At 38.5% G+C, this 25,420-nt stretch carries 29 protein-coding genes; all 29 read right to left on the bottom strand.

Annotation, left to right across the window (positions count from 1 at the left end):
- Positions 1 to 20 precede the first annotated feature (20 nt).
- The 29 genes from ACWTVK_RS01585 to ACWTVK_RS01445 all read right to left on the bottom strand — a co-directional run bounded on the left by ACWTVK_RS01585 (position 21) and on the right by ACWTVK_RS01445 (position 25,420).
- Entirely contained in the window at positions 21 to 485 is a 465-nt protein-coding gene (locus ACWTVK_RS01585; protein ID WP_298632623.1) for a PaaI family thioesterase, read from the bottom strand.
- A 225-nt stretch (positions 486 to 710) separates the two neighbouring features.
- Positions 711 to 1,922, bottom strand: a complete 1,212-nt coding sequence (locus ACWTVK_RS01580) for an ABC transporter permease (RefSeq protein ID WP_456045730.1) — start codon at positions 1,920 to 1,922, stop codon at positions 711 to 713.
- Entirely contained in the window at positions 1,915 to 2,637 is a 723-nt protein-coding gene (locus tag ACWTVK_RS01575) for an ABC transporter ATP-binding protein (protein ID WP_456045729.1), read from the bottom strand. The genes ACWTVK_RS01580 and ACWTVK_RS01575 overlap by 8 nt, the downstream gene beginning before the upstream one ends.
- 12 nt (positions 2,638 to 2,649) lie before the next feature.
- On the bottom strand, positions 2,650 to 3,732 hold the full coding sequence (locus tag ACWTVK_RS01570; protein ID WP_105085731.1) for an efflux RND transporter periplasmic adaptor subunit: 1,083 nt from the start codon (positions 3,730 to 3,732) through the stop codon (positions 2,650 to 2,652).
- A 172-nt stretch (positions 3,733 to 3,904) separates the two neighbouring features.
- Entirely contained in the window at positions 3,905 to 4,819 is a 915-nt protein-coding gene (locus tag ACWTVK_RS01565) for an ATP-dependent 6-phosphofructokinase (protein WP_456045993.1), read from the bottom strand.
- Positions 4,791 to 5,675 carry a shikimate kinase gene (locus ACWTVK_RS01560; RefSeq protein ID WP_456045728.1) on the bottom strand — a complete coding sequence of 295 codons (885 nt, stop codon included), beginning with the start codon at positions 5,673 to 5,675 and terminating at the stop codon, positions 4,791 to 4,793. Before ACWTVK_RS01560 ends, ACWTVK_RS01565 begins: the two co-directional genes overlap by 29 nt.
- Before the next feature lie 127 nt (positions 5,676 to 5,802).
- A complete protein-coding gene (locus ACWTVK_RS01555; protein ID WP_082717862.1) occupies positions 5,803 to 5,994 on the bottom strand; it encodes a hypothetical protein in 192 nt (63 codons plus the stop codon).
- A 205-nt stretch (positions 5,995 to 6,199) separates the two neighbouring features.
- On the bottom strand, positions 6,200 to 6,796 hold the full coding sequence (locus ACWTVK_RS01550) for a fimbrial assembly protein (protein ID WP_456045727.1): 597 nt from the start codon (positions 6,794 to 6,796) through the stop codon (positions 6,200 to 6,202).
- Complete coding sequence (locus ACWTVK_RS01545; protein ID WP_456045726.1) at positions 6,780 to 7,634, bottom strand: hypothetical protein; 855 nt, start codon at positions 7,632 to 7,634, stop codon at positions 6,780 to 6,782. The genes ACWTVK_RS01550 and ACWTVK_RS01545 overlap by 17 nt, the downstream gene beginning before the upstream one ends.
- A gap of 9 nt (positions 7,635 to 7,643) precedes the next feature.
- The gene (locus ACWTVK_RS01540; protein WP_456045725.1) at positions 7,644 to 8,051 is read right to left on the bottom strand and encodes a hypothetical protein; all 408 of its coding nucleotides are present in this window, start codon (positions 8,049 to 8,051) and stop codon (positions 7,644 to 7,646) included.
- Positions 8,032 to 8,607: a hypothetical protein gene (locus ACWTVK_RS01535; protein ID WP_456045724.1), complete on the bottom strand. Its 576-nt coding sequence runs from the start codon at positions 8,605 to 8,607 to the stop codon at positions 8,032 to 8,034. Before ACWTVK_RS01535 ends, ACWTVK_RS01540 begins: the two co-directional genes overlap by 20 nt.
- The gene (locus ACWTVK_RS01530; protein ID WP_456045723.1) at positions 8,604 to 8,960 is read right to left on the bottom strand and encodes a hypothetical protein; all 357 of its coding nucleotides are present in this window, start codon (positions 8,958 to 8,960) and stop codon (positions 8,604 to 8,606) included. The genes ACWTVK_RS01535 and ACWTVK_RS01530 overlap by 4 nt, the downstream gene beginning before the upstream one ends.
- A 7-nt stretch (positions 8,961 to 8,967) precedes the next feature.
- Positions 8,968 to 9,429: a hypothetical protein gene (locus tag ACWTVK_RS01525; protein WP_412414874.1), complete on the bottom strand. Its 462-nt coding sequence runs from the start codon at positions 9,427 to 9,429 to the stop codon at positions 8,968 to 8,970.
- Positions 9,384 to 9,950 carry a prepilin peptidase gene (locus ACWTVK_RS01520; RefSeq protein ID WP_456045722.1) on the bottom strand — a complete coding sequence of 189 codons (567 nt, stop codon included), beginning with the start codon at positions 9,948 to 9,950 and terminating at the stop codon, positions 9,384 to 9,386. The genes ACWTVK_RS01525 and ACWTVK_RS01520 overlap by 46 nt, the downstream gene beginning before the upstream one ends.
- 206 nt (positions 9,951 to 10,156) lie before the next feature.
- On the bottom strand, positions 10,157 to 10,603 hold the full coding sequence (locus ACWTVK_RS01515) for a competence type IV pilus major pilin ComGC (RefSeq protein ID WP_060924230.1): 447 nt from the start codon (positions 10,601 to 10,603) through the stop codon (positions 10,157 to 10,159).
- Positions 10,604 to 10,697: 94 nt separating this feature from the next.
- Positions 10,698 to 11,873, bottom strand: coding sequence for a type II secretion system F family protein (locus tag ACWTVK_RS01510; RefSeq protein ID WP_308522150.1), 1,176 nt, complete (start codon positions 11,871 to 11,873; stop codon positions 10,698 to 10,700).
- An 8-nt stretch (positions 11,874 to 11,881) separates the two neighbouring features.
- Positions 11,882 to 12,901 (bottom strand): type IV pilus twitching motility protein PilT, encoded by a 1,020-nt coding sequence (locus ACWTVK_RS01505; RefSeq protein ID WP_456045721.1) that lies wholly within the window; start codon positions 12,899 to 12,901, stop codon positions 11,882 to 11,884.
- On the bottom strand, positions 12,885 to 13,895 hold the full coding sequence (locus ACWTVK_RS01500; protein ID WP_456045720.1) for a GspE/PulE family protein: 1,011 nt from the start codon (positions 13,893 to 13,895) through the stop codon (positions 12,885 to 12,887). The genes ACWTVK_RS01505 and ACWTVK_RS01500 overlap by 17 nt, the downstream gene beginning before the upstream one ends.
- A 188-nt stretch (positions 13,896 to 14,083) precedes the next feature.
- Positions 14,084 to 15,367 (bottom strand): phosphopyruvate hydratase, encoded by a 1,284-nt coding sequence (gene eno / locus ACWTVK_RS01495; RefSeq protein WP_456045719.1) that lies wholly within the window; start codon positions 15,365 to 15,367, stop codon positions 14,084 to 14,086.
- 115 nt (positions 15,368 to 15,482) lie between these two features.
- Positions 15,483 to 17,009, bottom strand: coding sequence for a 2,3-bisphosphoglycerate-independent phosphoglycerate mutase (gpmI, locus tag ACWTVK_RS01490; RefSeq protein ID WP_456045718.1), 1,527 nt, complete (start codon positions 17,007 to 17,009; stop codon positions 15,483 to 15,485).
- Between the two features lie 13 nt (positions 17,010 to 17,022).
- On the bottom strand, positions 17,023 to 17,793 hold the full coding sequence (tpiA, locus tag ACWTVK_RS01485; RefSeq protein WP_105085795.1) for a triose-phosphate isomerase: 771 nt from the start codon (positions 17,791 to 17,793) through the stop codon (positions 17,023 to 17,025).
- 1 nt (position 17,794) lies between these two features.
- On the bottom strand, positions 17,795 to 18,973 hold the full coding sequence (locus ACWTVK_RS01480; protein ID WP_105085796.1) for a phosphoglycerate kinase: 1,179 nt from the start codon (positions 18,971 to 18,973) through the stop codon (positions 17,795 to 17,797).
- A 13-nt stretch (positions 18,974 to 18,986) separates the two neighbouring features.
- Entirely contained in the window at positions 18,987 to 19,997 is a 1,011-nt protein-coding gene (gene gap / locus ACWTVK_RS01475) for a type I glyceraldehyde-3-phosphate dehydrogenase (RefSeq protein ID WP_456045717.1), read from the bottom strand.
- Between the two features lie 58 nt (positions 19,998 to 20,055).
- Positions 20,056 to 21,081, bottom strand: a complete 1,026-nt coding sequence (locus tag ACWTVK_RS01470; protein WP_060924221.1) for a sugar-binding transcriptional regulator — start codon at positions 21,079 to 21,081, stop codon at positions 20,056 to 20,058.
- A gap of 207 nt (positions 21,082 to 21,288) precedes the next feature.
- Positions 21,289 to 21,915 (bottom strand): uracil phosphoribosyltransferase, encoded by a 627-nt coding sequence (upp, locus tag ACWTVK_RS01465; protein WP_060924220.1) that lies wholly within the window; start codon positions 21,913 to 21,915, stop codon positions 21,289 to 21,291.
- A gap of 187 nt (positions 21,916 to 22,102) precedes the next feature.
- Positions 22,103 to 23,335, bottom strand: a complete 1,233-nt coding sequence (locus tag ACWTVK_RS01460; protein WP_105085798.1) for a serine hydroxymethyltransferase — start codon at positions 23,333 to 23,335, stop codon at positions 22,103 to 22,105.
- Between the two features lie 45 nt (positions 23,336 to 23,380).
- Positions 23,381 to 23,818, bottom strand: a complete 438-nt coding sequence (gene rpiB, locus ACWTVK_RS01455; RefSeq protein ID WP_105093888.1) for a ribose 5-phosphate isomerase B — start codon at positions 23,816 to 23,818, stop codon at positions 23,381 to 23,383.
- 11 nt (positions 23,819 to 23,829) lie between these two features.
- Positions 23,830 to 24,276 carry a low molecular weight protein arginine phosphatase gene (locus ACWTVK_RS01450; protein WP_456045716.1) on the bottom strand — a complete coding sequence of 149 codons (447 nt, stop codon included), beginning with the start codon at positions 24,274 to 24,276 and terminating at the stop codon, positions 23,830 to 23,832.
- A 112-nt stretch (positions 24,277 to 24,388) separates the two neighbouring features.
- The gene (locus ACWTVK_RS01445) at positions 24,389 to 25,420 is read right to left on the bottom strand and encodes an L-threonylcarbamoyladenylate synthase (RefSeq protein WP_456045715.1); all 1,032 of its coding nucleotides are present in this window, start codon (positions 25,418 to 25,420) and stop codon (positions 24,389 to 24,391) included.

Below are 25,420 nucleotides of genomic sequence, written 5' to 3'. Positions count from 1 at the left end.
ATTTAAAAGTCTAAACTATATTATACCAAATCAGGGTTGTCTTCTTCAATAAAACGCCATGGTAATTCAGGTAATGACTTCTCTTCTAGTACAAAAAATGTACCACGTGCCAAGTGAACAAGTTCACCTAACTCATTATAGATACGTGCTGTAGCAACAATAGTTGTTTTACCATTATGCTCTACATTGGCTACACCACGCAATACAGTACCACCCTTAACAGCTTTCACATAGTTACCATTAAGATCAATAGTGCTAACAGATTTGCCCAATGTGAAACAAGCGGTCCCCATTACACTATCTGCTAAACCAATACAAACGGCACCATGTAAATCCCCTCGGAAATTACAATACTCTGTATCATTTGTTTGTAAGGTCATTTCTGCATGACCTGGTTCAACTGCTGTAATTTCAGAATCTTTTACCCAAGAAAATGGATTCTGATTTCGTAATTCGTTGAAATATTCTAACAATGTTGTAGCCATAAGGTTCTCCATTCAATATACTTACCTGTAGATTAGGTAATCTACATACCCCGTTTATTACAAATTGCTTGCATGAAATTTTCATAAGTATATAGCATAAATTACATACAAGCATATAAAAATGGTGCGTTACATCATACATATTGTATCATGCAACGCACCATATGCGAATAACTCTATCTATTTATTAGTATGTTCTTAAAAATACACACTTACAATTCAAGACTATTCATAATGTAATGCATCAATTGGATTAAGTTTTGCCGCCTTGCGAGCTGGATAAATACCGAAGATCAAACCAATTGCCATAGAGAAGGCAAAGGACATTACAATAGTTGGTATAGATATAACTGTACTCATGCCTGAAGCCATGCCAATCAGCTTAGATGAGCCTATGCCGAGTATAATCCCTATAATGCCCCCCATCAAACTGATAACAACAGCTTCGATAAGGAATTGTGTAACGATAACACTATAAGTAGCACCCAGCGCTTTACGTACTCCAATCTCTCTTGTCCGTTCTGTTACTGATACGAGCATAATATTCATAATGCCAATACCACCAACAACGAGCGAGATAGCAGCTACAGCGCCAAGGAATAATGTTAATGTTCCTGTAGTTTCCTCCATAGTTTCCATGATGGAGTTCATGTTCTGAATATTGAAATCATCAAGATTAGTATCCTTGATTCCATGACGTACGCGCAATAGGTTTTCAATATCAGATTGTAAACGATCGATACCGTTTTCATCCTTACCTGTTACGTAGATCATTCGAAGATAATCAACACCTTCTACCCGTTCCATGGCTGTAGTATACGGGATAATAACCATATCATCTTGGTCATTACCCATAGCACCACTACCCTTACTATTAAGGACACCAATGATACGGAACGGAATATTTTTAACACGAATTTCTGCACCTACTGGATCTTCATCACCAAATAGATTTTTAACAACTGTTTTACCTACTACTGCCACACGTTCACGATTCTGTACATTCTTTTCAGATAAGAAGCGCCCAGATTTCATAGACCAATTGTTTACATCTAAATAGTTATAACTAACACCAGATACAGAAGTAGTCCAATTCTTATTTTGATAAATTACTACATACGAACCGTTTGTCATTGGACTGGCAGCTTTCACACCATCCAATTTTGAAATAGCTTCGTAATCAGAAACCTTTAAAGACTTCATAGAGCCTGCAGAAGGTCGAACCCCTGGTGTGCGTGGAGCCCCAGGCATAACCATCAATAGATTAGATCCTAAGCTAGAGATGGAGTTTTGAATATCTTGCTTTACACCATTACCAATAGATACTAAGGCAATTACGGCAGCTACACCGATGATGATGCCTAACATGGTTAAAATGGAACGCATTTTATTAGCAATGAGGGATGCCCATGCCATTAAGAAACTCTCTTTATACATGTGGCACCTCCTGTACAGGCGTCATATTGAGATTTTGAGAATCCTCTACAATCAAACCATCGCGCAATACTACATTACGACTTGCATAGGTTGCAATTTCAGGTTCATGAGTAACGAGAATAATTGTACGCCCTTCATCATAGAGACCTCTAAAGATATTCATAACATCAATAGTCGACTTGGAGTCAAGGTTACCTGTCGGTTCATCGGCCATGATGATAGCCGGATTATTCGCTAACGCGCGAGCTATGGCTACACGTTGACGCTGACCACCAGATAACTCAGATGGCAAGTGATCCATACGATCCCCAAGGCCAACAGAGGATAACAATGCAGCAGCACGTTCATTACGTGACTTTTTATCCATCCCTGCATAAATCATAGGAAGCGCCACATTCTCTAAGGCTGTCAATTTTGTTAATAAGTTAAAACTTTGGAATACAAAGCCTATTTGTTTGTTTCGTACAAAGGCCAATTCATCGTCGGATAAGGTAGCAACCTCATCGCTATTTAGGCGGTATGAACCTGTTGTCGGTCTATCTAAACAACCAAGTATGTTCATAAAGGTAGATTTACCAGAACCAGATGGCCCCATAATAGACACAAATTCGCCTTTGTTGACCTGTAAATCGATACCATGCAGAACAGGCACCGATAATTTACCATTTACATAGGTCTTCGTAATCCCTTGTATATCGATTACTGCTTGATTCATATTCACCTACTATTAGAATGGTCCACGGCTATTATTCTTAGGTGCTGTTACATCACCACTTACGATGATTTCATCACCTTCAGATAAACCTTTTAGAATTTGTACATTAGTATCACCAGTCACACCTGTAGAAACAGCTGTACGTACTGGCTGACCATCTTTAATAACATATACATATTCCCCTTGCTTATCTGTACGCACTGCAGTAAGAGGTACTACCAATGTATTTTTAATATCTTCACCAAAGATAGTTGCACGAGCCGTCATAGATGGTAAGAAATTGTTAGAAATATTTTCAGGAATTTGAACTTTTACGGTATAGTACACAACGCTATTGCTTGTAGCGCCCATATTGCCTTTTGTACCTTTTGCAATTTCAGACACGTAACCTGTGAAAGTTTCACCTGGCTTAGAATCTACAGTAAATTCTACTTTAGCTCCTTGTTTAATACTACCAATATCTGTTTCATCTACAGTTAGGTAAATTTCTAAATCACTTAAATCTGCAATCGTAGCGATAATCATTTGTGTAGAAATACCAGTACTGATAGTTTGACCAGCTTTCAATGGTGTACCAATAACAGTACCAGACATTGGCGCCGTAATAGTAGCATCATTTAAATCTGCTGCTGCGCGGTCATACGTAGATTTTGCGCGTTCATAAGCTGTTACAGAATCATCATAGGTTTGTTGAGCAATGGCATTTTGATCGGCTAATGCTTTATAGCGATTCATATCAAGTTCTGCCTTAGCTAATGCAGCGCGAGCATCGTCTGCAGAGGCTTGTAATTGACGTGTATCAATATAGGCAATCACTTGACCAGCTGTAACTTGATCATTCTCTTTAACTAAAACTTTTTCAAGTTTACCAGCCACATTCGTAGAAACGTCTACATAATTAACAGGGTTAATAGTACCCGTAGCACTAATGCTCGTTTTTACATCACCCTTTTCTACCTTGCCAGTAGTATATAAGTTTTGTGTTTGCTTAGAACCTTCACTATGCATGTAGTAGTATGTACCACCACCAAGAACACAAAGAACAACAGCACCAGCAATAATGCGTTTACGATGCTTTTGTAAGAATTCTTTCATTATAATCTCCTTATAAAAAGATGAAGATATTGCCAATAAAGTATCTATTTATGATGATACTATTAGTATTTTTAAATTATACAGTACCAATTACTTTTATGCAATATAATTTCATTAATGAATAAATCATGATAAAAAGAAAATGACCCTTTCGGGTCACTTTTAAATCGTCTTAACTACTCAATATAGATAGTAGTGTATAGTCCTTTTCATTAATTGGGAATTCTAGACGTTCAGCCTCTTGATAGGATATAGAACGAATATGTCCATCTATATAGCCTACTAATCGATTATCCACACTACTCATCAAAAGATTGATACAAGCTTCACTCATACGAGCCGCTAAAATAGCATCAAACGCAGATGGACCGCCACCGCGTTGTAAATACCCCAATACGGTCAAGCTCGGATCAAATTCCGTATGATCCTTAATATAGGATTTAACTTCTCCACTATTATAAGCACCTTCTGCAACGAGCACCACACTATATTCTTTACCATGAATCTGTGTCTCCTTTAAATGGCGACATACCTCATGTAAAGGCATAGGATTTTCAGGAACGAGTACAATTTCAGCACCACACGCAAGTCCAGCTTTAAGCGCAATATGACCTGCCTTACGTCCCATTACTTCGACAATGGCTACTCGTTCATGTGAATTAGAAGTATCACGAATTCTACCAACCGCATCAACCACAGTATTGAGCGCCGTATCAAAGCCTATAGTATATTGAGTACCACCCATATCATTGTCAATGGTACAAGGAATAGTCATGGTGGACATACCAAGTTTTGCCAAACTTGTAGCACCACGCATGGAACCATCCCCACCGATAACGATGAGATGATCTATACCGTGAGCTTTTAAAATATTATAGGCCTTTTTCTGAACCTCTTCATTTTGGAATTCTGGAAAACGAGCTGTTTTTAGCATCGTTCCACCTTGAGTAATAATGCCTCCTACAGAGCGGTTTGATAATGGAATAAATTGCTCTTCCATAATGCCTAAATAGCCACGCTCAACGCCGAATACTTCAAAACCTTCATGGATTGCTTTTCTAGTTAGCGCTCTGATGGCGGCGTTCATGCCAGGTGCGTCTCCGCCGCTTGTTAGTATTGCGATTCTTCTCATATCCATTACCCCCTTGTGGTGCATGTTGTTTGGATATAGCTTCTGACTTACGTCCTTTACCTGACTGATTAGACGTCTTATGTTTACGACGTTTATCATAGCAAGATGTATTAGATACTACCTTATTAGAACCTAATGTATGAGAAGTTCGTTTATGAGCTTCTATTTTCTTAGGTATTCTTCTATCATTTGTATTTCTAGTAACAGAATTATTTAGTTTTAGTTCTTGAGATGATTCTTTATCATCTCCATTGTCCATATCATTGGGTTGACGTCTTGCTTTAAATTGCACACCTGAAGCAACTAATTCATCTTCAATACGTTGCATAAAATCATAGGTCCGACCATTTGTTGTATCTAGTACAAAATCACACTGCTTATATACTGGTTTCCAGGATTGTATCATAGCGTGTACAAAAGCATGTACATTATTGTAATCCATAGTTGGCCGCTTCCCAATTCGGCGATTTACACGGCTCACAATACGAAATTGTGCAGCGCGAATACCAATAATATATGAGTATTTTTTTAATACTTTTAACGTACGATGTTCAATCGGAAAATTACCACCTACAGATATAACCGCTTCATGGTATAAGCATACCTTTTTAAGTACATCCATTTCAGCACGACGGAATGCTTTTTCTCCAATTTTCTTGAATATTTCAGCAATAGGCAACCCAAAACGACCTTCTAATACGCGATCAGTATCTACAAATTGCCATCCCTTGCGTTCTGCAAGATTACGACCGAAATGACTTTTGCCACTTCCCATAGAACCGATGAGCATAATATTGCGTTTTATTATCATCTATTTATGTGCCCCTTATTATTTCATATCCTTCATTGTACTATAAAATGGTACAAAAACAAAGACAGACTATAGATTAACTCTCTATAATCTGTCTCTATTAGTATTACTAAAAATAATTTATATGTTAAGACCTCATAGTTGGTTTTACTGCACAATGTACATATACTACATTGCCTTTCCGTTCTATGTCCTCTATTTCTATACGGCGTGAAGGTTCTTTCTCATCAACAGTATTTATCCAGTTTATAAGTCGTTCTGTACTCCCTAATACAGTTAACTCTAATACACCTTCATGCTCATCAGTACTAACAATCATTAATGGTTCTCCTTGCAAAGAATCAAAAACACTTGTATTAGAACTCGTGTTAGATACCTTATTTTGCGTAAATGACTCTAACAATTTGGCTTCCTTAGATACAATATAATCTGACTCAGCATGCATTTTAATAACATAGTTTTCTTGTCGCACTTTTAATTGAGTAACTTTCTGATTTAAACTAATACATCCATATAGTGAACTACTAATGATGATGCTCCACACTATTACGATCATTAGTATCTTCTCTACTGGATGTGTTGTGCTCTCCTTTAGATCCTTCCACATGGAATGTATATATACCTTTATCTGCTTTAACTGTTCCATGACACTCCATTCCTATTAGTCTGTGTTGAAGACTAGCTATAAACTTACGACACGCGTCATCAGTAACACCTGCACCATCCACACTAATCTGCCCATCTTTTATATGGAGGTGCTGTAAACTAATACCTTGCTCCATAGCTATATCAATGACATATAGGACTACAGTATTTTGAATCACAGATGATGTATTATTTTTTGAACTATTCTTAAGAATTTGATCCTTAACGGCTATTATATCTGCATACTGTTTTTCTATAGACTGATACTGTGGATTTTCTAATAGACTCAATAGTTCTGATTTTTCAGCTTTATAATGTTCGTAACTAGTCCAGCAATAACCTAAAGATAATAATCCTACTATCCCGTATACAATACTCATTCCATATAGATAATATCGATATCTGTGCCATATACTATGCCAATGTAACGAACGAGGCATTAGATTAATGTGTCTATCCTTACCAGCCCAAGCCAATCCATTTAAGCCCCCTTGCTGCCATACCAATGGCCATATCCCAATCTAGTTGGCCTTGTTTACACCGATTACGACCACGACCTAAAAATAGTAGAGGAATATACTCCGTCTCTCCATATATAGAAATAATAGCTTCCATATCCTTTCGTTCCTCTTCAGTTAACTGTTCTAAACCATACAGCTTAATGCCTTGTATTTCATCTACGCCAAACTCCTGCAATCTAGCCTCAAGCTGTTCTATCCCTTCTGATACATCGGTACTAGTAATTGGAATTCTACATTCTTGAATACATATATCGTTCCACCATAGCCATAAGTGTAAATCACCCTTTTCAACAACGCCAGTTACAGTCCCACTACGCCGCATCAAACTGTAACAAATAGGGATAGGCCAAAAATCGATTACATCTACTGGAGCATAAGTGTCTCGTATTCCTTGTTTTAACAGTTCTAATGAATGACGCTCTACAGCTACCATAAACATATGATAATTATGTCTTGGATATTCTCGACGACACGCATCCATTTGGAAGCTATCTCCATCAAAGCTAAAGTAATCCTCTACATTCCACTTGATGAACTCTTTCATATCAAAATCGTGAGGATCATAAGGTGCCACATGCATTTGTGTATCAATATTTGCAACAATGCTGTAGGCACCATCATCTAAATCATACATTTCAATAAATTTTCGAATATCCTCATCAATAGGTGCACCGCGTTTCATTTCTAGTGCATCGGTAATGACCATAGTTTTATTTTCTACATGAGCTGTAACACATACAATACGTTCATCTGTAATACATACTCCAGTATGTATTTTCTTTTTTCGTTTCATAGATTCACCTCAATATGGTTTCACCTTTATAACATGCATATTATTATCCTTATCTACCGTCACATACATATGTATTCGACTGACAATTTTGTGACCCTTCAATTTCCCATAACTCATAACATGACGAGGGTTTTCTGATACTGGGTCAGCTTCAATCGTTATTTCCACGTCCGCATCATCAGCTACTATTAGCTTTTGCTGAAAGTCCCACGTATTACCCGCTCTACAATAGCCTACAAACCAATGTGCTCCACTTTGAGCTGCATAGTGTGCCTCTTCTAAATGCAATTCATCTATGGCATTACCTTCACAAATTTGACCAATACGCAGCCCCATAAAGGCTAACAATAATAAAAAAGACATTGTAAGTATTGCTACATATGTAATAAATCCAGCATTATGGGCTCCCATATTCATGACTCGGTTCTTCATGATATTTATACCAATCATATATACTACTTTGACCTATAGCAACTTCATATATAGCTAATCCTCCATATCCAGCAGTATATTGCTTATCACCAGTAAATCGATTAGTAATATACCAACGCATGTGGATAGTTTCACTTTCATCTATACTAAATGGATGCTCTTGTGTATACCCAACATTTCGCTTGTCTTTTGTACCTATAATGCGGCTACCACTAACCGGCTGCAAGCTACCATCCGTAAGTTTTCTATACAGCGCATGGCGTTGTACAGTTAGTGTAGTCCGTTTAGTATCGTGAACACATAAAGTCTTATTTCTATCCTCTACAGTTACCTGTACAGGATTCCATATAATTTGAGCTACAACCATACGCCTTGTATACCTGCCATCCTCCATCATCGCAACACTATCTATTAATTTTGCATTCCACATAACTCCGTAAAAAACTATCCCTAATAATAAGGTTAGAACGATAGTAGAAATAGTTATACTCATAAGTGTGGAATACAAAATAAAACCACTTTGTTTATCATGAGTACTCAACGTATTTCCTCCAAAACGAGAGATAAGCTATACACAATAGTTTCATTATCTATGGCCTGTACAGTTAATCGTTGTAGGGCAATGCCATTCTCTACGGTAGGTTCTATGTGTGTTTTATAAGTAATAGATTCCCTAGGGCTCATAATAAATTGAGAGTTATAAATCCCTTCTTGAATGTGACCTGTTTTGTAATACTGGGACTTACTTTCCTCTAAATATGTTACAGTGTCTTGTACTATATAATCCCAATAATAAGCCTTATAGATTGTCAAGGTAGCCATCCAAAATACAGATAATATAACAGGCAATATAAACATAATAATGGCTGTTGATACTAAGGCATCTCCATACATAAATCCCTTAGTGTACTTCTTCCCAACGAATACGTCCCGTCTGCACAGATATCCATATACGATTTCTCTCACCACTTTCTCGATCCCGTAAAATAAGTTCCGTTCCATCATAAGGCAATCCTAGAGAAGAAAAAGAGATAACCGTTAAAGGTTGTACGTTTTCAATCCCTGTAGGTAACGATATATCGACTGTATGATGATGCGCATCCTCCTCTAAGGTATAGCTATCTTTATTTAATATGAATAACATGCGCCCTTTCCCATTCGACTTATGACCAAGCATGGACCAAAGTTGAACCTTTTTTAACATATATACCACTTCTTGAGTACTTCCATTTAAGGTATAACGACTGGGCGTCGTAACAATAGGCAAAGACAGAGAAATCAAAAGTAAAAATAAACTAATAGCAATAATCCACTCGGCTAACAAAGAGCCAAACTGATGATGTATAGGTTGTGCCTTAACCATTGATATAACACCTCCATATAGGATCCGCCATGTAAGGCACACCAACCACCAAAGCATAGAAAGGGACCAAATGGAATATATCGATTACGATAGCTCGTTAGTAAGAGATAGAGAGAACCAACACAAAAGGCTACGTAAAAAAAGCATATAATCTCCCAAGGCGTAAGCCACACGGAAATAGCAGAAAACCATTTCACATCGCCTAGTCCAAAACCTTTATGACTAATAAGACGAAGTCCATATGTAATAGTACCTACAGTCATAACACTTATGATTGTTATAAGCATAGACTTATCATTTAGAAAGCTATACAAAATGCCACCTATAACAAGCACTAAGGCCCCTTCATCAGGTAATATATAGTAATGCATATCGATGGTAGCACCTGCTATGATGATGAGTGAAAACACAGCATACAAAGCAACGTGAATAAAGGATATTACCTGAGATGAAACTATAATAGGTAGTACTATGGATGCTATATACACGATCAGTGCTATAACATAATGAGTCCCTTTCATACCTTGTCCTTCCATACAATCAACTATAGATATGTAAATCTAACGATTGATATAACTACATATATATGAAAACCTGAATCTACATTCCTATCATTAATACATGCACATTAAATATTAAATATTGAATATTAAATATTAAATACTAAATACCAGTTACTTGATACTGATATTAGATGCTAGATACTAAATGCTAGATATAAGTTACATTAAGGTGCATCAGGTGCTTTAACTACAACTGCTTTTGCAGTACCGCCATTAACCACTTCATAAGTAATGGTATATTCCTTATCCTTTGCAGTCTTAACATGTTCTGTAAGATAACCTTCTTTATATAGATTTTCTACAGTTGGTGGTGTATCTACATTCTTATCAATCATATAGAGCTGCGTTGCATTTTTAATTATTTGAATATCTGCCGTTTCCTTCGCATTTCGTGCTCTATCAGCAGCCGATAAGAATTGTGGCATCGCAATAGCTGCCAATATAGCAATAACGGCTACCACAACCATTAACTCAACAAGGGTAAAGCCCCCTTTTCTCGACTTCTTGAGATTTTCCCGAACACGAGAAATATGTAAGTGGTCTAAAACCCATTGACCACATAATTCTAATCGAGAATTTAAACCATGAACCATATGTATAACAGAACTCATAATATCCTCCTTCTAATGATTAAATAACAGCTATCCATTTATATTGACCTCTATTGTTCTAACTATAAATAGCTATTGTGCTAACTATAAATAGCTATTGCCCTCCCAACTTAGCAATAGACGTAAATAATGGATACATAACAGATACAACTAAAACGGCTACACCAATTCCCATTACAGTTAGCAAAATTGGTTCTAAAAGTCTCTCTAGTCGGGCGATATATTTTGAAAGTATAGATTCATAGTAATGTCCACAATGATGTAGCATTTTAACGAGCTCTCCACTTTCCTCGCCAATAGAAATCATTTGCCATATAAAGGAATTTCCAATATTCTCAGTTCTAAGGCTTTCTTCAAAAGAATGTCCAGTTAATAACTTTGCCTCTACTTTTTCACTACATTCGGCTCCATACATATTACCCCATAAAGGTCTTGTGATATTCATAGTATGAATAATAGAAATTCCAGAATCTAACAAAAGGGCCCAAACCTTTAGCATACTTGTATAGTAAATGCAGGTCATCCATTGGTATCGGTGAGCCAACAGCCAAAGCCAACGATGTACTTTGTGTTTTATACTATGTTGATGGTATGCAAAGACTAAAGCACCTATCCCTACACACTGCATAATAAAGACCAATATAGGATGACTCTTTAACCCTTGTCCTAATGCAAAGAGGGCTCGTGTCATCAATGGTAATGTAATATGCATGGTAGTAAAAACCTTCTCAAAGGATGGAATGATAAACAGGATGGTAACGAGAAAGAATACGTTCATCATGAGAAGAAGAAATATAGGATAAGAAATAGCACTGATAACCTTTTGTCGCAATTGTCGCTCCCAGTCATAGTGACGTGAAATGTATTGTAAGCTTTCACCTAAAGTGCCTGCGGCCTCTCCACTTTCTAGTAGTGCTAAGGCTATCGCAGGGCAGCCTTCACTACGCAATGCTTGCGATAAGGTTTGGCCTCTTTCAATCGATTCATAGAGGGCTGTATATAAAAGCCCTCTCTTCCCATGACATAGTAACTGTAATGCCCTCCGTAAAGGCACACCAGACTCGATGAGTAGTCCTAATTGATAGGTTACATCTACCACCATGGTATGATTCCACTTATGCTTTTTCTTATTTACTTGTAAAGTAATTTTATAAATCTTGTATCCATCGCGCTTTAACCGTGTACCGACCTCCTGTTCTGAATCAGCCCACATCAAACCTTTTACTGTTTCATTATTCTCATTTTTTACGACATATTCATAAGCCTCCATATCTGCACCTACAATAATTGTTGATCTAATAGCGTATGAAGTTGATGCTGCGTTCCATATTGTGCTTTTACATCTCTTACGGCCATTTCTAGTGTTTTCATAGGCAGTTGTGTTTCTTGAATAGAGATAATTTGCGGTTCCTTACGGGTGCGTATTAAATTTGCCACTGCATGATTGTTTAACAAAATATCACGAATGGTAATAAATTTTTTATTCCACCTAAGGAGTCGTTGACATATAACAGCACGTAACACTTGAGATATTTGACTGCGAATCTCCTCTTGTTGTTCACCAGGAAATAGTGAAATCATGCGGTGAACAGCCATCACAGCCCTTTGCGTATGCATAGTGGCCATCACAAGATGCCCCGTTTCAGCCGCATGAAGAGCAGCCTCCAAGGTTTCTCTATCGCGCAGTTCCCCTACCATAATGACATCTGGGTCCTCCCGCAATGCATCTCGAATGCCGTCAGACATAGACTTAATATCGGCACCTAATTGACGTTGATGAATTAAAGATTTCTTAGGCTTAAACTCAAATTCTATGGGGTCTTCTAAGGTAATGATATGGCGCTCCATAGTTTGATTTATATAGTCAATACAACAGGCTAAGGTAAAACTTTTCCCACTACCTGTAGGTCCGCATACAAGCAATAGACCATCATGTGCTTCACATAGTTTTTGAAGTAAATGTCCTTCACTGTTATCCTCTAGCTTAAGTTGTTGATGGCACAATAACCGCAGTGTCCCACATATCGTTTGATTAGCCTTATATAGATGAACACGTATACGCACGCCACAACAGGAACAAGCCTCATCGAGAGATTGCCATTCATAAGAGGCTATACCACAACGTCGTAAAATATCTTCAATTAAGATAGTAGTACATATAAACGAAGTAGCCTTCAATCCATCACCATGTCGCAAATAGATAGGCTCACCACATTGTAGATGAATATCTGTGGATGATAATTGTATTGCTTGTTCAACAATGGTTTCTAAATTTCCACTATTACAGCATGAGTCCACAACGATGCACCTCCTCTATCGATGTAACATGCTGAGATACAGCTTCACGAGCGGAATCCTCTAGTGACAAAAGTAAATGTGATTCTAATTGATCCCAGTGTACTGAATTGGTTGGTATTTCTAAATATTCAAAGAGCGCAGTCCGTCCATGATACGTGGTGCCATCAAATTTTCGAACTAAACGTTGCGCTATTGCCCCCATTAAAGTAGCCCGTATTAAATACGGTTCTACCCCCATATCCATGAGACGCGTTACAACACCAATAGCTGTGTTAGTATGAATTGTAGATAACACTCGATGCCCTGTTAAAGCAGATTTAACGGCCAGCTCTGCAGTCTCCTTATCCCTGATTTCACCAATCATAATCGTATCTGGATCTTGCCGTAGCACTGATCTAAGCCCTTTGGCAAATGTAAAGCCAATCTTCTCATTAATGCCAATTTGTATGGCTCCTTTAATTTCAGCCTCTACGGGATCTTCAAGACATATGAGCTTTGTTTCCTCTAGATTTAACATGCGTAACATGGCATATAAAGTAGCCGTTTTACCACTACCTGTAGGTCCACAGATTAGAAGTAAGCCATAAGGACGTTTTAGTAATTGTTTAATATGCTCAAAAATATCTGCACGCATACCTAATGCTGTTAAGTCTTTGTGACTTCCTTCATTTCCCATAAGTCGGCAGACCAAAGTCTCACCATATAAGCTGGGCAAAGTAGATACGCGCATAGTTACGGCTTTGTCCTTATGGCTCCAAGCCCATCGACCATCTTGAGGCAATCTCTTTTCACTAATATCTAATGCACTACAAACCTTGATGCGGTTGATAATAAGTTCAGCCTCTTCAGAAGACACAGTCATATTTGTTCGTAGTAATCCATCTTGTCGTAACCGAACTTGGACACCCCTTTTTGTGGGATCAAAGTGAATATCGCTCACATGATGTTCTAAAGCATATAGGATAATGTCGTCTAATGTTACGTCTACATACATGGTCACCTCCTATACCTTGCGGTATGTTTTTACCTCACACTAGCGTATGGCGTTATAGGTTTCGACATCATCACCAAAATCCCTTTTTTATTTTTAAAAATCCACGAAGCGAAAACTTTTCTATTTTTAGGCATACAAAAAAGGCGCCCCGAAGGGCGCCCTTATTGGACTTTTAGCTAAGACAATTTTTATTTAAAGTTATAAAAAACGTCATTACCTTTATATTGTGCTGTTTCGTACAACATTTCTTCAATGCGAAGCAATTGATTGTATTTAGCTACACGTTCAGAGCGAGCTGGTGCACCAGTCTTAATTTGACCAGCATTTACAGCTACTGCAATATCAGCGATAAATGTATCTTCTGTTTCGCCAGAGCGGTGAGATACTACACATGTATAACCTGCGCGTTTAGCAAGTTCCATAGCGTCGAATGCTTCTGTTAAAGTACCGATTTGGTTTACTTTTACAAGAATAGAGTTACCTACACCAAGCTCAATACCGCGAGCCAAACGTTTTGTATTAGTTACGAATAAATCGTCACCAACGAGTTGTACGCGATCGCCAAGGCGTTCTGTCAACAATTTCCAACCATCCCAATCTTCTTCAGCAAGACCATCTTCGATGGATACGATTGGGTATTTACCTACTAAGTATTCGTAGAATTCCACCATTTCAGCAGCTGTTTTAACTTTGCCTTCGCCAGCTAAATTGTATTTGCCATCTTCATAGAATTCAGAAGATGCAGAATCAAGAGCTAATTTAAAGTCTTTACCAGGTTCATAACCTGCCGCTTTAATAGCTTCACAAATTACTTCTAATGCTTCTTCGTTGGATGCCAAGTTAGGAGCAAAACCACCTTCGTCACCTACGGCGGTGCTAAGACCTTTATCATGAAGTACAGATTTCAATGTATGATATACTTCTGCACAGCTACGAAGAGCTTCTGCGAAGGATGTAGCGCCTACAGGCATGATCATGAATTCTTGAATATCTACGTTATTATCCGCATGAGCACCACCATTTAAGATGTTCATCATAGGAACTGGCAATTCTTTTGCGTTGAAACCACCAAGGTATGCAAACAATGGCAAGTCTAAGGATTCAGCTGCTGCACGAGCTACTGCCATAGATACACCAAGGATTGCATTAGCACCTAAGTTAGATTTATTGTCTGTACCATCTAATTTCAACATCAAGTTATCGATGGCTACTTGTTCAGTCGCATCATAACCAATAATGGCAGGACCGATTTTAGCATTTACATTATCGATAGCTGTTAATACACCTTTACCGGAATAACGGGATTTATCACCATCACGTAATTCTACAGCTTCAAACTTACCTGTAGAAGCACCAGATGGAACTGCAGCTGTTGCAATAGTGCCATCTTCTAAACATACTTCAACTTCAACAGTTGGGTTACCGCGGGAATCTAAAATTTCTCTTGCAATGACTTGTTCAATTACTGCCATTTCTTCACCTCATAAAAATCTAATGGGATAACTGTCATGCGACAGATATTATATATTGAGCAAAACCATATAGGTTATAACTCTAGTTAACTACTAATATAGTAAAAGTTCTATATTATGCTTTTTGTACTAAACTATGACCTGTCATAGATTCTGGTTGTTCTATACCAGCCAAGTCTAATAACGTAGGAGCAATATCACATAATTTACCAGCCTCTAATGTAGCTGTTTTTAAGGTATCACTCATTAAAATTAAAGGAACCAAGTTTGTTGTATGCGCCGTATGAACTTTGCCAGTTTCATGATTAACCATAAGCTCAGCATTACCATGGTCTGCCGTAATTAACAAGTGACCATTCTTACTGCGTATAGCCTCAACGATACGACCTAAACAAGTATCTACAGCCTGAATTGCTTTAACAGCTGCTTCAAAACTACCTGTATGACCTACCATATCTGGATTTGCAAAGTTCAAGATAATCATATCATACGTTTCATCTTGAATGGCTTCTACAACCTTATCAGTTACTTCATAAGCACTCATTTCCGGTTGCAAATCATAGGTTGCCACTTGCGGAGATTTCACAAGTATGCGGTCCTCACCTTCAAATGGTTCCTCTTTACCACCGTTGAAGAAATACGTTACATGAGCGTATTTCTCTGTTTCAGCAATACGCAATTGACGATAGCCACCTACGCTTAGTACTTCGCCTAGTGTTTCAGATAAAATGTCCTTTTCATACACAATATGAACTGGTAAACCATCTTCATACTTAGTCATAGTCGCCATGTATAAAGATAATGGTTCACGGTTAAAGCCATCAAAGTCTGGCAACACTAAGGCTTTTGTAAGCTCACGACCACGGTCTGGACGGAAGTTACAGAAGATTACAGCGTCACCACTTTTGATCGTTCCTTCAGCATCAATTACTGTAGGAAGAACAAACTCATCTGCCGCATCTTTGTCATAAGATTGTTGCACCGCTTCACAGGCTGATGCGGCTCTTTCACCTTGACCATTTACAATCGCATTGTAAGCAAGTTCCACACGGTCCCAACGATTATCGCGGTCCATCGCATAGTATCGACCGCTCACAGTAGCAATCTTGCCACAGTTTAGCTCTGCCATATACTCTTCTAAGTCTTTTAAATAGCCTTGTGCACATTGAGGGGCTACGTCACGACCATCGAGCAAGGCATGTACATAAACGCGGTCAATACCATGATCATGAGCCCCTTTGACAACTGCCTTAATGTGCTCTAAGGAGCAATGTACATTGCCATCTGATACTAGACCAATAAGATGTAAGCTTTGTTTTTTACCGACTTCGTATAGTTCCTGTATAACAGAGCGATCATAAAACTCACCAGATTCAACGTCTTTAGTAATACGTGTCAAATCTTGGTATACAATGCGACCAGAACCAAGGTTTAAATGGCCAACCTCAGAATTCCCCATCTGTCCTTCTGGAAGTCCTACTGCAAGCCCTGAAGCTTCTAATTTTGTATGGGGATACATATCCCACAATTGATTAAAACAGTGCGGCTTCGCCTGTACTACAGCATTGGTTGTATCTGATTGATCTCCCATGCCAAAGCCATCTAGGATGACTAGCATTACGGGAGCCTTTAATTTAGCCATTTTTAACCTCATATTAAGCGCTTACTTGATTCGCCGCTTTAATAATATCAATAAATTCATCAACTACTAATGATGCACCACCTACAAGGGCACCATCAATATTTGGTTCCCCAAGGATTTCACGAGCATTTTCGGATTTAACACTACCACCATATTGGATGCGCACGGCATCAGCAGTCTCATCATCGTACAAAGAGCGAATATACTCGCGAATTTCTTTACATACCTCTTCTGCTTGATCAGCGGTTGCTGTTTTTCCAGTGCCTATAGCCCAAATTGGTTCGTACGCAATAATCAATTGGCTAACTTGTTCCTTAGGAACGTCAACCAAAGCCCCTTTAAGTTGAGACGTAATCCAGTCTAGAGTATGACCAGATTCACGTTGTTCTAAACTTTCACCAACACAGACAATAGGAGTCAAATTATGATGGAATGCACTTTTAATTTTTGCATTTACCGTCTCATCTGTTTCACCATAATATTCACGGCGTTCAGAGTGACCAATAATAACATAATTGACGCCTACCTCTGTAAGCATAAGCGGTGAAATTTCACCAGTGAATGCACCAGCATCATGATAATCCATGGTTTGTGCGCCTACTTCAATAGCTGTATCTCGTGTTAGTGCTACAGCACGTTCGATAGCTGTGAAAGGCGGACAAACAACTACATCACAGGATAATTCCATATCTTGTAACACGCTGTTAAACGCTTCGATCAGAATAGATCCAGACGCAATGGTGCCATTCATTTTCCAATTTCCTGCAATAATGGGTTTTCTCATATTATGCCTCAGACAATGCAGCAATACCTGGTAGAATTTTGCCTTCTAAGAATTCTAAAGATGCACCACCACCTGTAGAGATATGGCTAATTTTATCTGCTAAGCCACTTTTTTCAATAGCCGCTACAGAGTCGCCACCACCAACGATAGTCATCGCATCGGATTCAGCTACAGCTTTTGCTACTGCATTAGTACCAGCTGCAAAGTTTTCCATTTCAAATACGCCCATAGGACCATTCCAAATAATAGTCTTCATTGGCGCCAATGCTTCTACATAGAGCTCCCGTGTTTTAGGACCAATATCTAGAATCATCCAACCATCTTCAATATTTTCAACGTCAACGATTTTAGTGTTAGCGTCATTGCTGAAAGCATCTGCTACTACAGCATCGATAGGTGTTAATAATTTAGCTCCTGCTACACGAGCTTCCATAACAAGATCGGTAGCAATAGCTTCTTGACCTTCTTCAAATAAGGAGCTACCAATATTGCAACCTTGTGCTTTAATGAACGCATTAGCCATACCGCCACCGATGATCATTACATCAACTTTAGGCAAAAGGTTAGAAATAACAGAGATTTTATCCGTTACTTTTGCACCGCCAATGATTGCCGCCATAGGTGTTTTAGGATGTACAACAGCTGCACTTAATGCATCAATTTCTTTTTTGAGCAAGAAACCTGCTGCCATAGGGATATAGTCAGCAATACCAACTACGGATGCTGCATTTCGGTGAGATACACCGAATGCATCATTGATTGCTACATCAGCAAGAGATGCCAATTGTTTAGCAAATTCAGGGTCGTTTTTAGTTTCTTCATTATGGTAACGCAAGTTTTCAAGCATCAATACATCGCCTGGTTGTAATGCTTTTACAGCCTCTTCAACCTTAGGGCCAATGCAGTCATCTACGAATGCTACTGGCTTGTTGATAAGCTCAGATAAATGTTTTGCACATGGTGCCAAAGACATTTCAGGTTTGCGTTCCCCTTTTGGACGACCAAAGTGAGAAGCAAGAATTACCTTTGCCCCTTTTTCAATTAAATAATTGATAGTAGGTAATGCACTACGAATACGAGTGTCATCAGTGATGACACCGTCTTTCATAGGAACATTAAAATCAACACGAACAAATACTGTTTTATTATCTACTTGTAAACCTTCGATTGTTTGTTTCATCAAAGCCTCCCGATTATAAGCCTTTGCTTGCTACGAATGCTGCCATGTCGATAAGACGTTCAGAGTAACCCCATTCGTTATCATACCAAGAAACAACTTTTACCATGTTGCCATCCATGACCATTGTTAAATCAACGTCAACAATGGAGCTACGTGGATCGGAGCTGAAGTCACAAGATACTAATGGCACATCAGATACACCTAAGATACCTTTTAATTCGCCAGCAGCTGCTTTGCGGAATGCTTCATTGATTTCTTCTTTAGTTGCAGGTTTTTCAAGTTCGCAAACAAGATCTGTAGCAGATACGTCTGGAGTTGGAACGCGCAATGCAAAGCCATCTAATTTACCTTTTAATTGAGGCAATACTTTAGCAACAGCTTTTGCTGCACCAGTAGTTGTAGGAATGATAGACATAGCTGCTGCACGAGCACGACGAGGGTCTTTATGACGTGCATCAAGAATTTTTTGGTCATTTGTATAGGAATGAATTGTAGTCATCATACCGCGTTTGATACCGAATTCATCGCATAAAACTTTAGCAAATGGAGCCAAGCAGTTTGTTGTACAAGATGCATTGGAGATGATGTGGTGTTTTGCAGGATCATACATATCTTGGTTTACACCCATAACCATAGTTAAGTCTTCATTTTTACCAGGTGCAGAAATCAATACTTTTTTAACAGTAGGTTGATTCAAATGAACTTTTGCTTCCTCTGCATCGCGGTATTTACCTGTACATTCCATAACGATTTCTACGCCTTCTTCAGACCAAGGCAATTTAGAAGCATCGCGGTCATGGAATACGCGGATTTTTTTACCATCAACATAAATGTTGTCTTCATCGAATGTTACTTCGTTAGGAATTGTGCCATGAACAGAGTCGTATTTTAATAATAATGCAGTACCTTCATTATCGCCAGTAGCATTGATTGCTACAACTTCTACGTCAGGATTGTTAATCGCTGCGCGAACTACACATTTACCGATACGACCAAAACCGTTAATACCAACTTTTACTGCCATTGTTAGATCCTCCTAATAACAAAAATATTCTAACAAAATATTTAACTACTAACTTCACTTATAACGCTGAAATTTGTAACAATTGACGCATACCTTCTGCAGCTTGCTCATCAATGATAAGTATGCCTTTTTGACAAGCTCTCATAACACCAATAATGGCACTCGATTTGTCTTGGCCACCAGCCACAGCAATCACATTTGGAATTTTTGCAACATCCGGAAGTGATAACCCAATATTATTAGTGGAATAAATCAACTTGCCATCTATATCGCAATATTGACCAAGAGCTTCGCCAACAGCATGATTATCTACTAACTGCTTACGCACATCATCAGCTATATGGCGCTGATCCGCCATGCGCATAGCTGTACCAATACCAAACAATAATACGTCAGTCCTACTAATGAGATCCCCTATTTCCTTAATTTGAGGTTCGCAAGTCATGAGCATATGCAATGAGTCTTGTGAAAGCCCATCAGGTAAATGGAGCATTTTATAGGTCCCACGAAGTCGTTCAGCCAGCACTGAAGCAATTACGTTAGCTTGATATTCAACTACCTCACCAACGCCCCCACGGGCAGGTACAACAATAGGATTAAATGGTAATACAGGCATCTCTTCAGCTACTGCAGCCATTGTACTGCCACCACTGATAGCAACTACAGAGTCAGGTTCTAATAATTCCTGTAATAGCTTTGCTGCTGCAAAACCTAACTTTTTAACCATCAACGTTCCTTCTGTAGGCGTGATGATAACCCTATCGATATGAAGTGCTTCAGTCAATCGATGTTCTAGCTCGTTAATACGATCTAATTCATTTAAAAAATTTCGCAACTTTGGAACAATTGCATGTCCCTCATCAGTGAGAAAAATTCCTGGTTTATAAATGTCTACAAGACCATTAGCACGCATCAACTCAATATGACTTCGTACGGTTCGCTCTGGAAGGTCCGTTGCAGTAGCTAATGTCCTACGGCCTATAGGCTCTTCATAAACTAGGTGGTTTAATATTTTGTATCGCTCCTTTAATACACTAACGATTTCAGGAACAATACGTTCACATATCATTAGAAACTCGTTCATCGGGTCCCTCCTTTACCCGTTGGGATTGTATGAATCGTTTTTCGTCCCATGTGAACAAAATTCGTCCCACCTAAAATAAAAAAATACTTTTACACTTGTATTGTATACCCTATGTAGATTTTATTCAAGACTTTATAGTAGAAAACGACATAATTTAGATATTTTATACAACTTTGTACCTAAACTATGTCGTTTTATATGATTATATTATTTTGTACCGAAGATACGGTCACCAGCATCGCCTAAACCAGGCAAGATGTAACCATGATCATTAAGTTTTTCATCAAGGGCCGCTACATAAATAGGAACATCAGGATGTTCTTTATTTACTGCTTCCACACCTTCAGGAGCCGCAACAAGACACATTAACTTAATATTTTTAGCGCCTTTTTCCTTTAACAATGTAATAGCAGCTGCTGCACTACCACCAGTAGCGAGCATTGGATCTGTAACTATAAAGTCGCGTTCACCTACATCAGAAGGTAACTTGCAGTAGTATTCTACTGGTTTCAATGTTTCAGGATCACGATATAAACCGATATGACCAACCTTTGCAGTTGGAATCAAGTTAAGCATACCATTAACCATACCTAGGCCAGCACGAAGAATTGGGATAATACCCAATTTTTTACCTGCAATACGTTTGCCAGTCATTTTAGTTAAAGGTGTTTGTACTTCTACATCCTCTAATGGAAGGTTACGAGTGATTTCATAACCCATCAACATAGTAATCTCATCAAGTAATTCTCTAAAATCCTTAGAGCCTGTTTCTGCATCACGCATCAATGTAACTTTGTGTTGAATCAATGGATGTGTCATAACATTAACTTTCATGACTGTCCTCCTATAAATAATTTACATACCCTATTGGTATCCATTTAATATTCATATTTACTCTATCACAGATTGATAAATCATGCCATAAAAATATTAAAAGGGATATGCCTAGGCACACCCCTTTTATGCTACTTATAGGTTTATAGGACTACAAATATGTAATTGCTATAGTTAGTCTAATAGATTAGTATAAAGGATACGCTTCACAAAGTGCTGCCACACGTTTGCTTGCTTCTTCATGAATTGCTTTATCTTCAGGATTTTTAAGAACAGTTGCAATGATGTCTGCAATTTCTTCCATATCTTTTACTTGTAAACCACGTGTTGTAAGAGCTGGTGTACCAAGACGGATACCACTTGTTACAAATGGGCTAGCTGGATCAAATGGAATTGTATTCTTATTACATGTAATACCTACTTCATCAAGTAAGTGTTCTGCTTCTTTACCTGTTAAACCAGTATTGCGAACATCTACAAGCATAACGTGAGTATCTGTACCGCCAGAAACAATTGTTAAGCCTTTTTCTTGCAATGCAGCAGCCAATGCTTTTGCATTATCGATAACTTGTTGTGCATATACTTTAAACTCAGGTTGTAATGCTTCACCAAATGCTACAGCTTTAGCAGCGATAACATGCATCAAAGGACCACCTTGAATGCCAGGGAAGATAGCTTTGTCGATTGCTTTTGCATATTTTTCTTTGCAAAGAATCATACCACCACGAGGGCCACGCAATGTTTTATGAGTTGTTGTAGTAACGATATCAGCATATTCTACAGGATTTGGATGTAAACCTGCTGCTACAAGGCCTGCGAAGTGAGCCATATCTACCATGAAGATAGCATCAACTTCATGAGCTACATCAGCCATTTTTTTGAAGTCAATTTGGCGGCTATAAGCACTACCACCAGCGATAATCAATTTAGGTTTTGCTTCTAAAACGATTTTACGGAACTCATCATAATCGATTTGTTGTGTTTCTGCATCTACACCGTAAGGTACTACATTGAAATATGTACCAGATACGTTAACAGGAGAACCATGAGTTAAATGACCACCATGGGATAAATTCATACCCACAATAGTATCACCTGGTTGTAATAATGCGAAATACACACCAAAGTTTGCTTGAGACCCAGAGTGAGGTTGTACGTTAGCATGTTCTGCACCGAACAAGCGTTTTGCTCGTTCAATAGCTAATGTTTCGATAACATCAACATTTTCACAGCCGCCATAATAACGTTTACCAGGATACCCTTCTGCATATTTGTTAGTTAATACGCTACCTTGAGCTTCCATTACTGCTTGAGAAACAAAGTTTTCAGAAGCAATCATTTCTAATTTATCGCGTTGGCGTGCTAATTCTTGATTGATAACAGCTTGAATATTAGGGTCTTGTTTTTCTAAGAAACTCATGAGTATCCTCCTCGTGCAAAACGAATATATATAGGTAATGATGTATTACTTCTCTAATGTTTTAATTTTCTCTACACGGCGTGCGTGACGGCCACCTTCGAACTCTGTTTTCATAAAGATGGCAACAATATCATTAGCTAGGCCTGGACCAATAACGCGTTCCCCCATTGTGAGAATATTAGCGTCATTATGTTCACGACATGCATGAGCAGAGAATGTATCATGACAAAGAGCAGCGCGAATACCTGCAATCTTATTTGCTGCAATACCGATACCAATACCAGTACCACAAATCAAAATACCTCTGTCTGCTTGACCAGATACGACTGCATTTGCTACAGGTACAGCAATATCAGGATAGTCGCAAGAATCAGCTGTATGGCAGCCAAAATCCTCTACTTCATGTCCCAATGCATTTAACAATTCCTTAACGGATGCTTTTAAATTTAATCCGCCATGATCACAACCGATTGCAACTTTCATAATTTCATCTCCTACGCCTTCTGAGGCACTGATGTAAGACCAGCCTCTACTAAGTGATAAATTTGTTCCGCACATTGATTATATACGGTTTGATCAGACCCATATGGGTCCGTAACATCACCATCGTGACCACCCCACTCGGAAATCGTTTTGATTTTACTTTCCTCAAACGGGAATTGGCGAAGTAGTACAGATTTGTGATCTTTCGTCATACCAATGATAAGATCTGCTGCATTTACGAGCTCCATTGTCAATGGTCTCGATTCATGATCAGAAATATCTGCAATGGAACGGACGGCTTCCACGGCTTGTTCAGTTGGTTTTGCTCCATAGGCGGCAAATAGACCAGCTGATACAGTCGTCACATCCTTATGTTGCTCCGCTGCAAGGGCCCGTGTAATACCTTCAGCCATAGGGCTACGGCAAGTATTACCGGTACATACAAATAAAATATTCATAATAACATCCTTACTTAATCACATTTTGTGATTACTTTATACATTATAGCAAATTCATCCAATATGTAAAGACATATTTCTATTATCAGTGGACATTTTTATTTCAGTAAATTTACTTATAAATGATATGATGACTCGATGCCTTTTCCATGCGGTTCATAATGGCAACACCAAAACCGTCGTCATCAACACCTTCTGCCAAGATTAAGGTAACATGATTTTCGTTAAAATATAATAGGCTTTTATAAAAGTCATGGCCTAATGATAAGGCATCACCATAATTGCCAAAACAATGGAATATAAAGCGTGTATCCTCTTTCATAAGGTTATACGTTTCATGACTCACTAAACAACCTATAGGACCTTCTATCCCCTTTGATAGCTCTTTAAAAGTACTTGCCACCCGCTCTGGACTACCTACAACAACTGTCATAGGTGCATCAGGAGCATAATGGGTATACTTCATACCAGGTGCCTTAGGCTTAGTTTCAGTACTCACTAAGGCTGTGTCGTACTCTACAGTAGAAACAACAGTTTCTAGCTGTGCTTTTGTAATTCCACCTGGTCTCAATATAATGACCTTGTCATCATGTACTTCCACAACAGTAGACTCTACACCAATCATACATGGTCCTGCATCTAAAATATAGGAAATACGGCCCTTCATATCATGGTAAACATCTTGTGCCGTTGTCGGACTTGGACGTCCAGATATATTAGCACTAGGAGCTGCTACCGGTACACCGGTACGCTCTAATAAAACTCGACAAATCGCATGATCAGGACAACGTAAAGCAACACGAGATAAACCGCCTGTAGCACGATCTGGCACTAAATCTGATTTAGGCAATGTGATTGTCAATGGACCAGGCCAAAATGTATCCATTAATAATTGTGCCGTATTTGAAACCTCTGTTACTAAAGGTTTTATACTTTCACTATTAGGAACATGTAAAATAAGTGGATTATCGGATGGACGACCTTTAGCGGCGTAGATTTTATCCATTGCCTCCGGATCAAGCCCATTAGCGCCAAGTCCATATACAGTTTCTGTAGGAATGGACACTAATTCGCCATTACGCAAAGCGCGAGCAAGCATATCTAGTTCTTGATCTGATGGATTTGTAATAATTTGAGTATCCAT

The organism is Veillonella sp. Ser01 (genome assembly GCF_053850375.1).
Note: the sequence above shows the minus strand (reverse complement) of the source record. Positions and strands in the feature narration are given on the sequence as shown.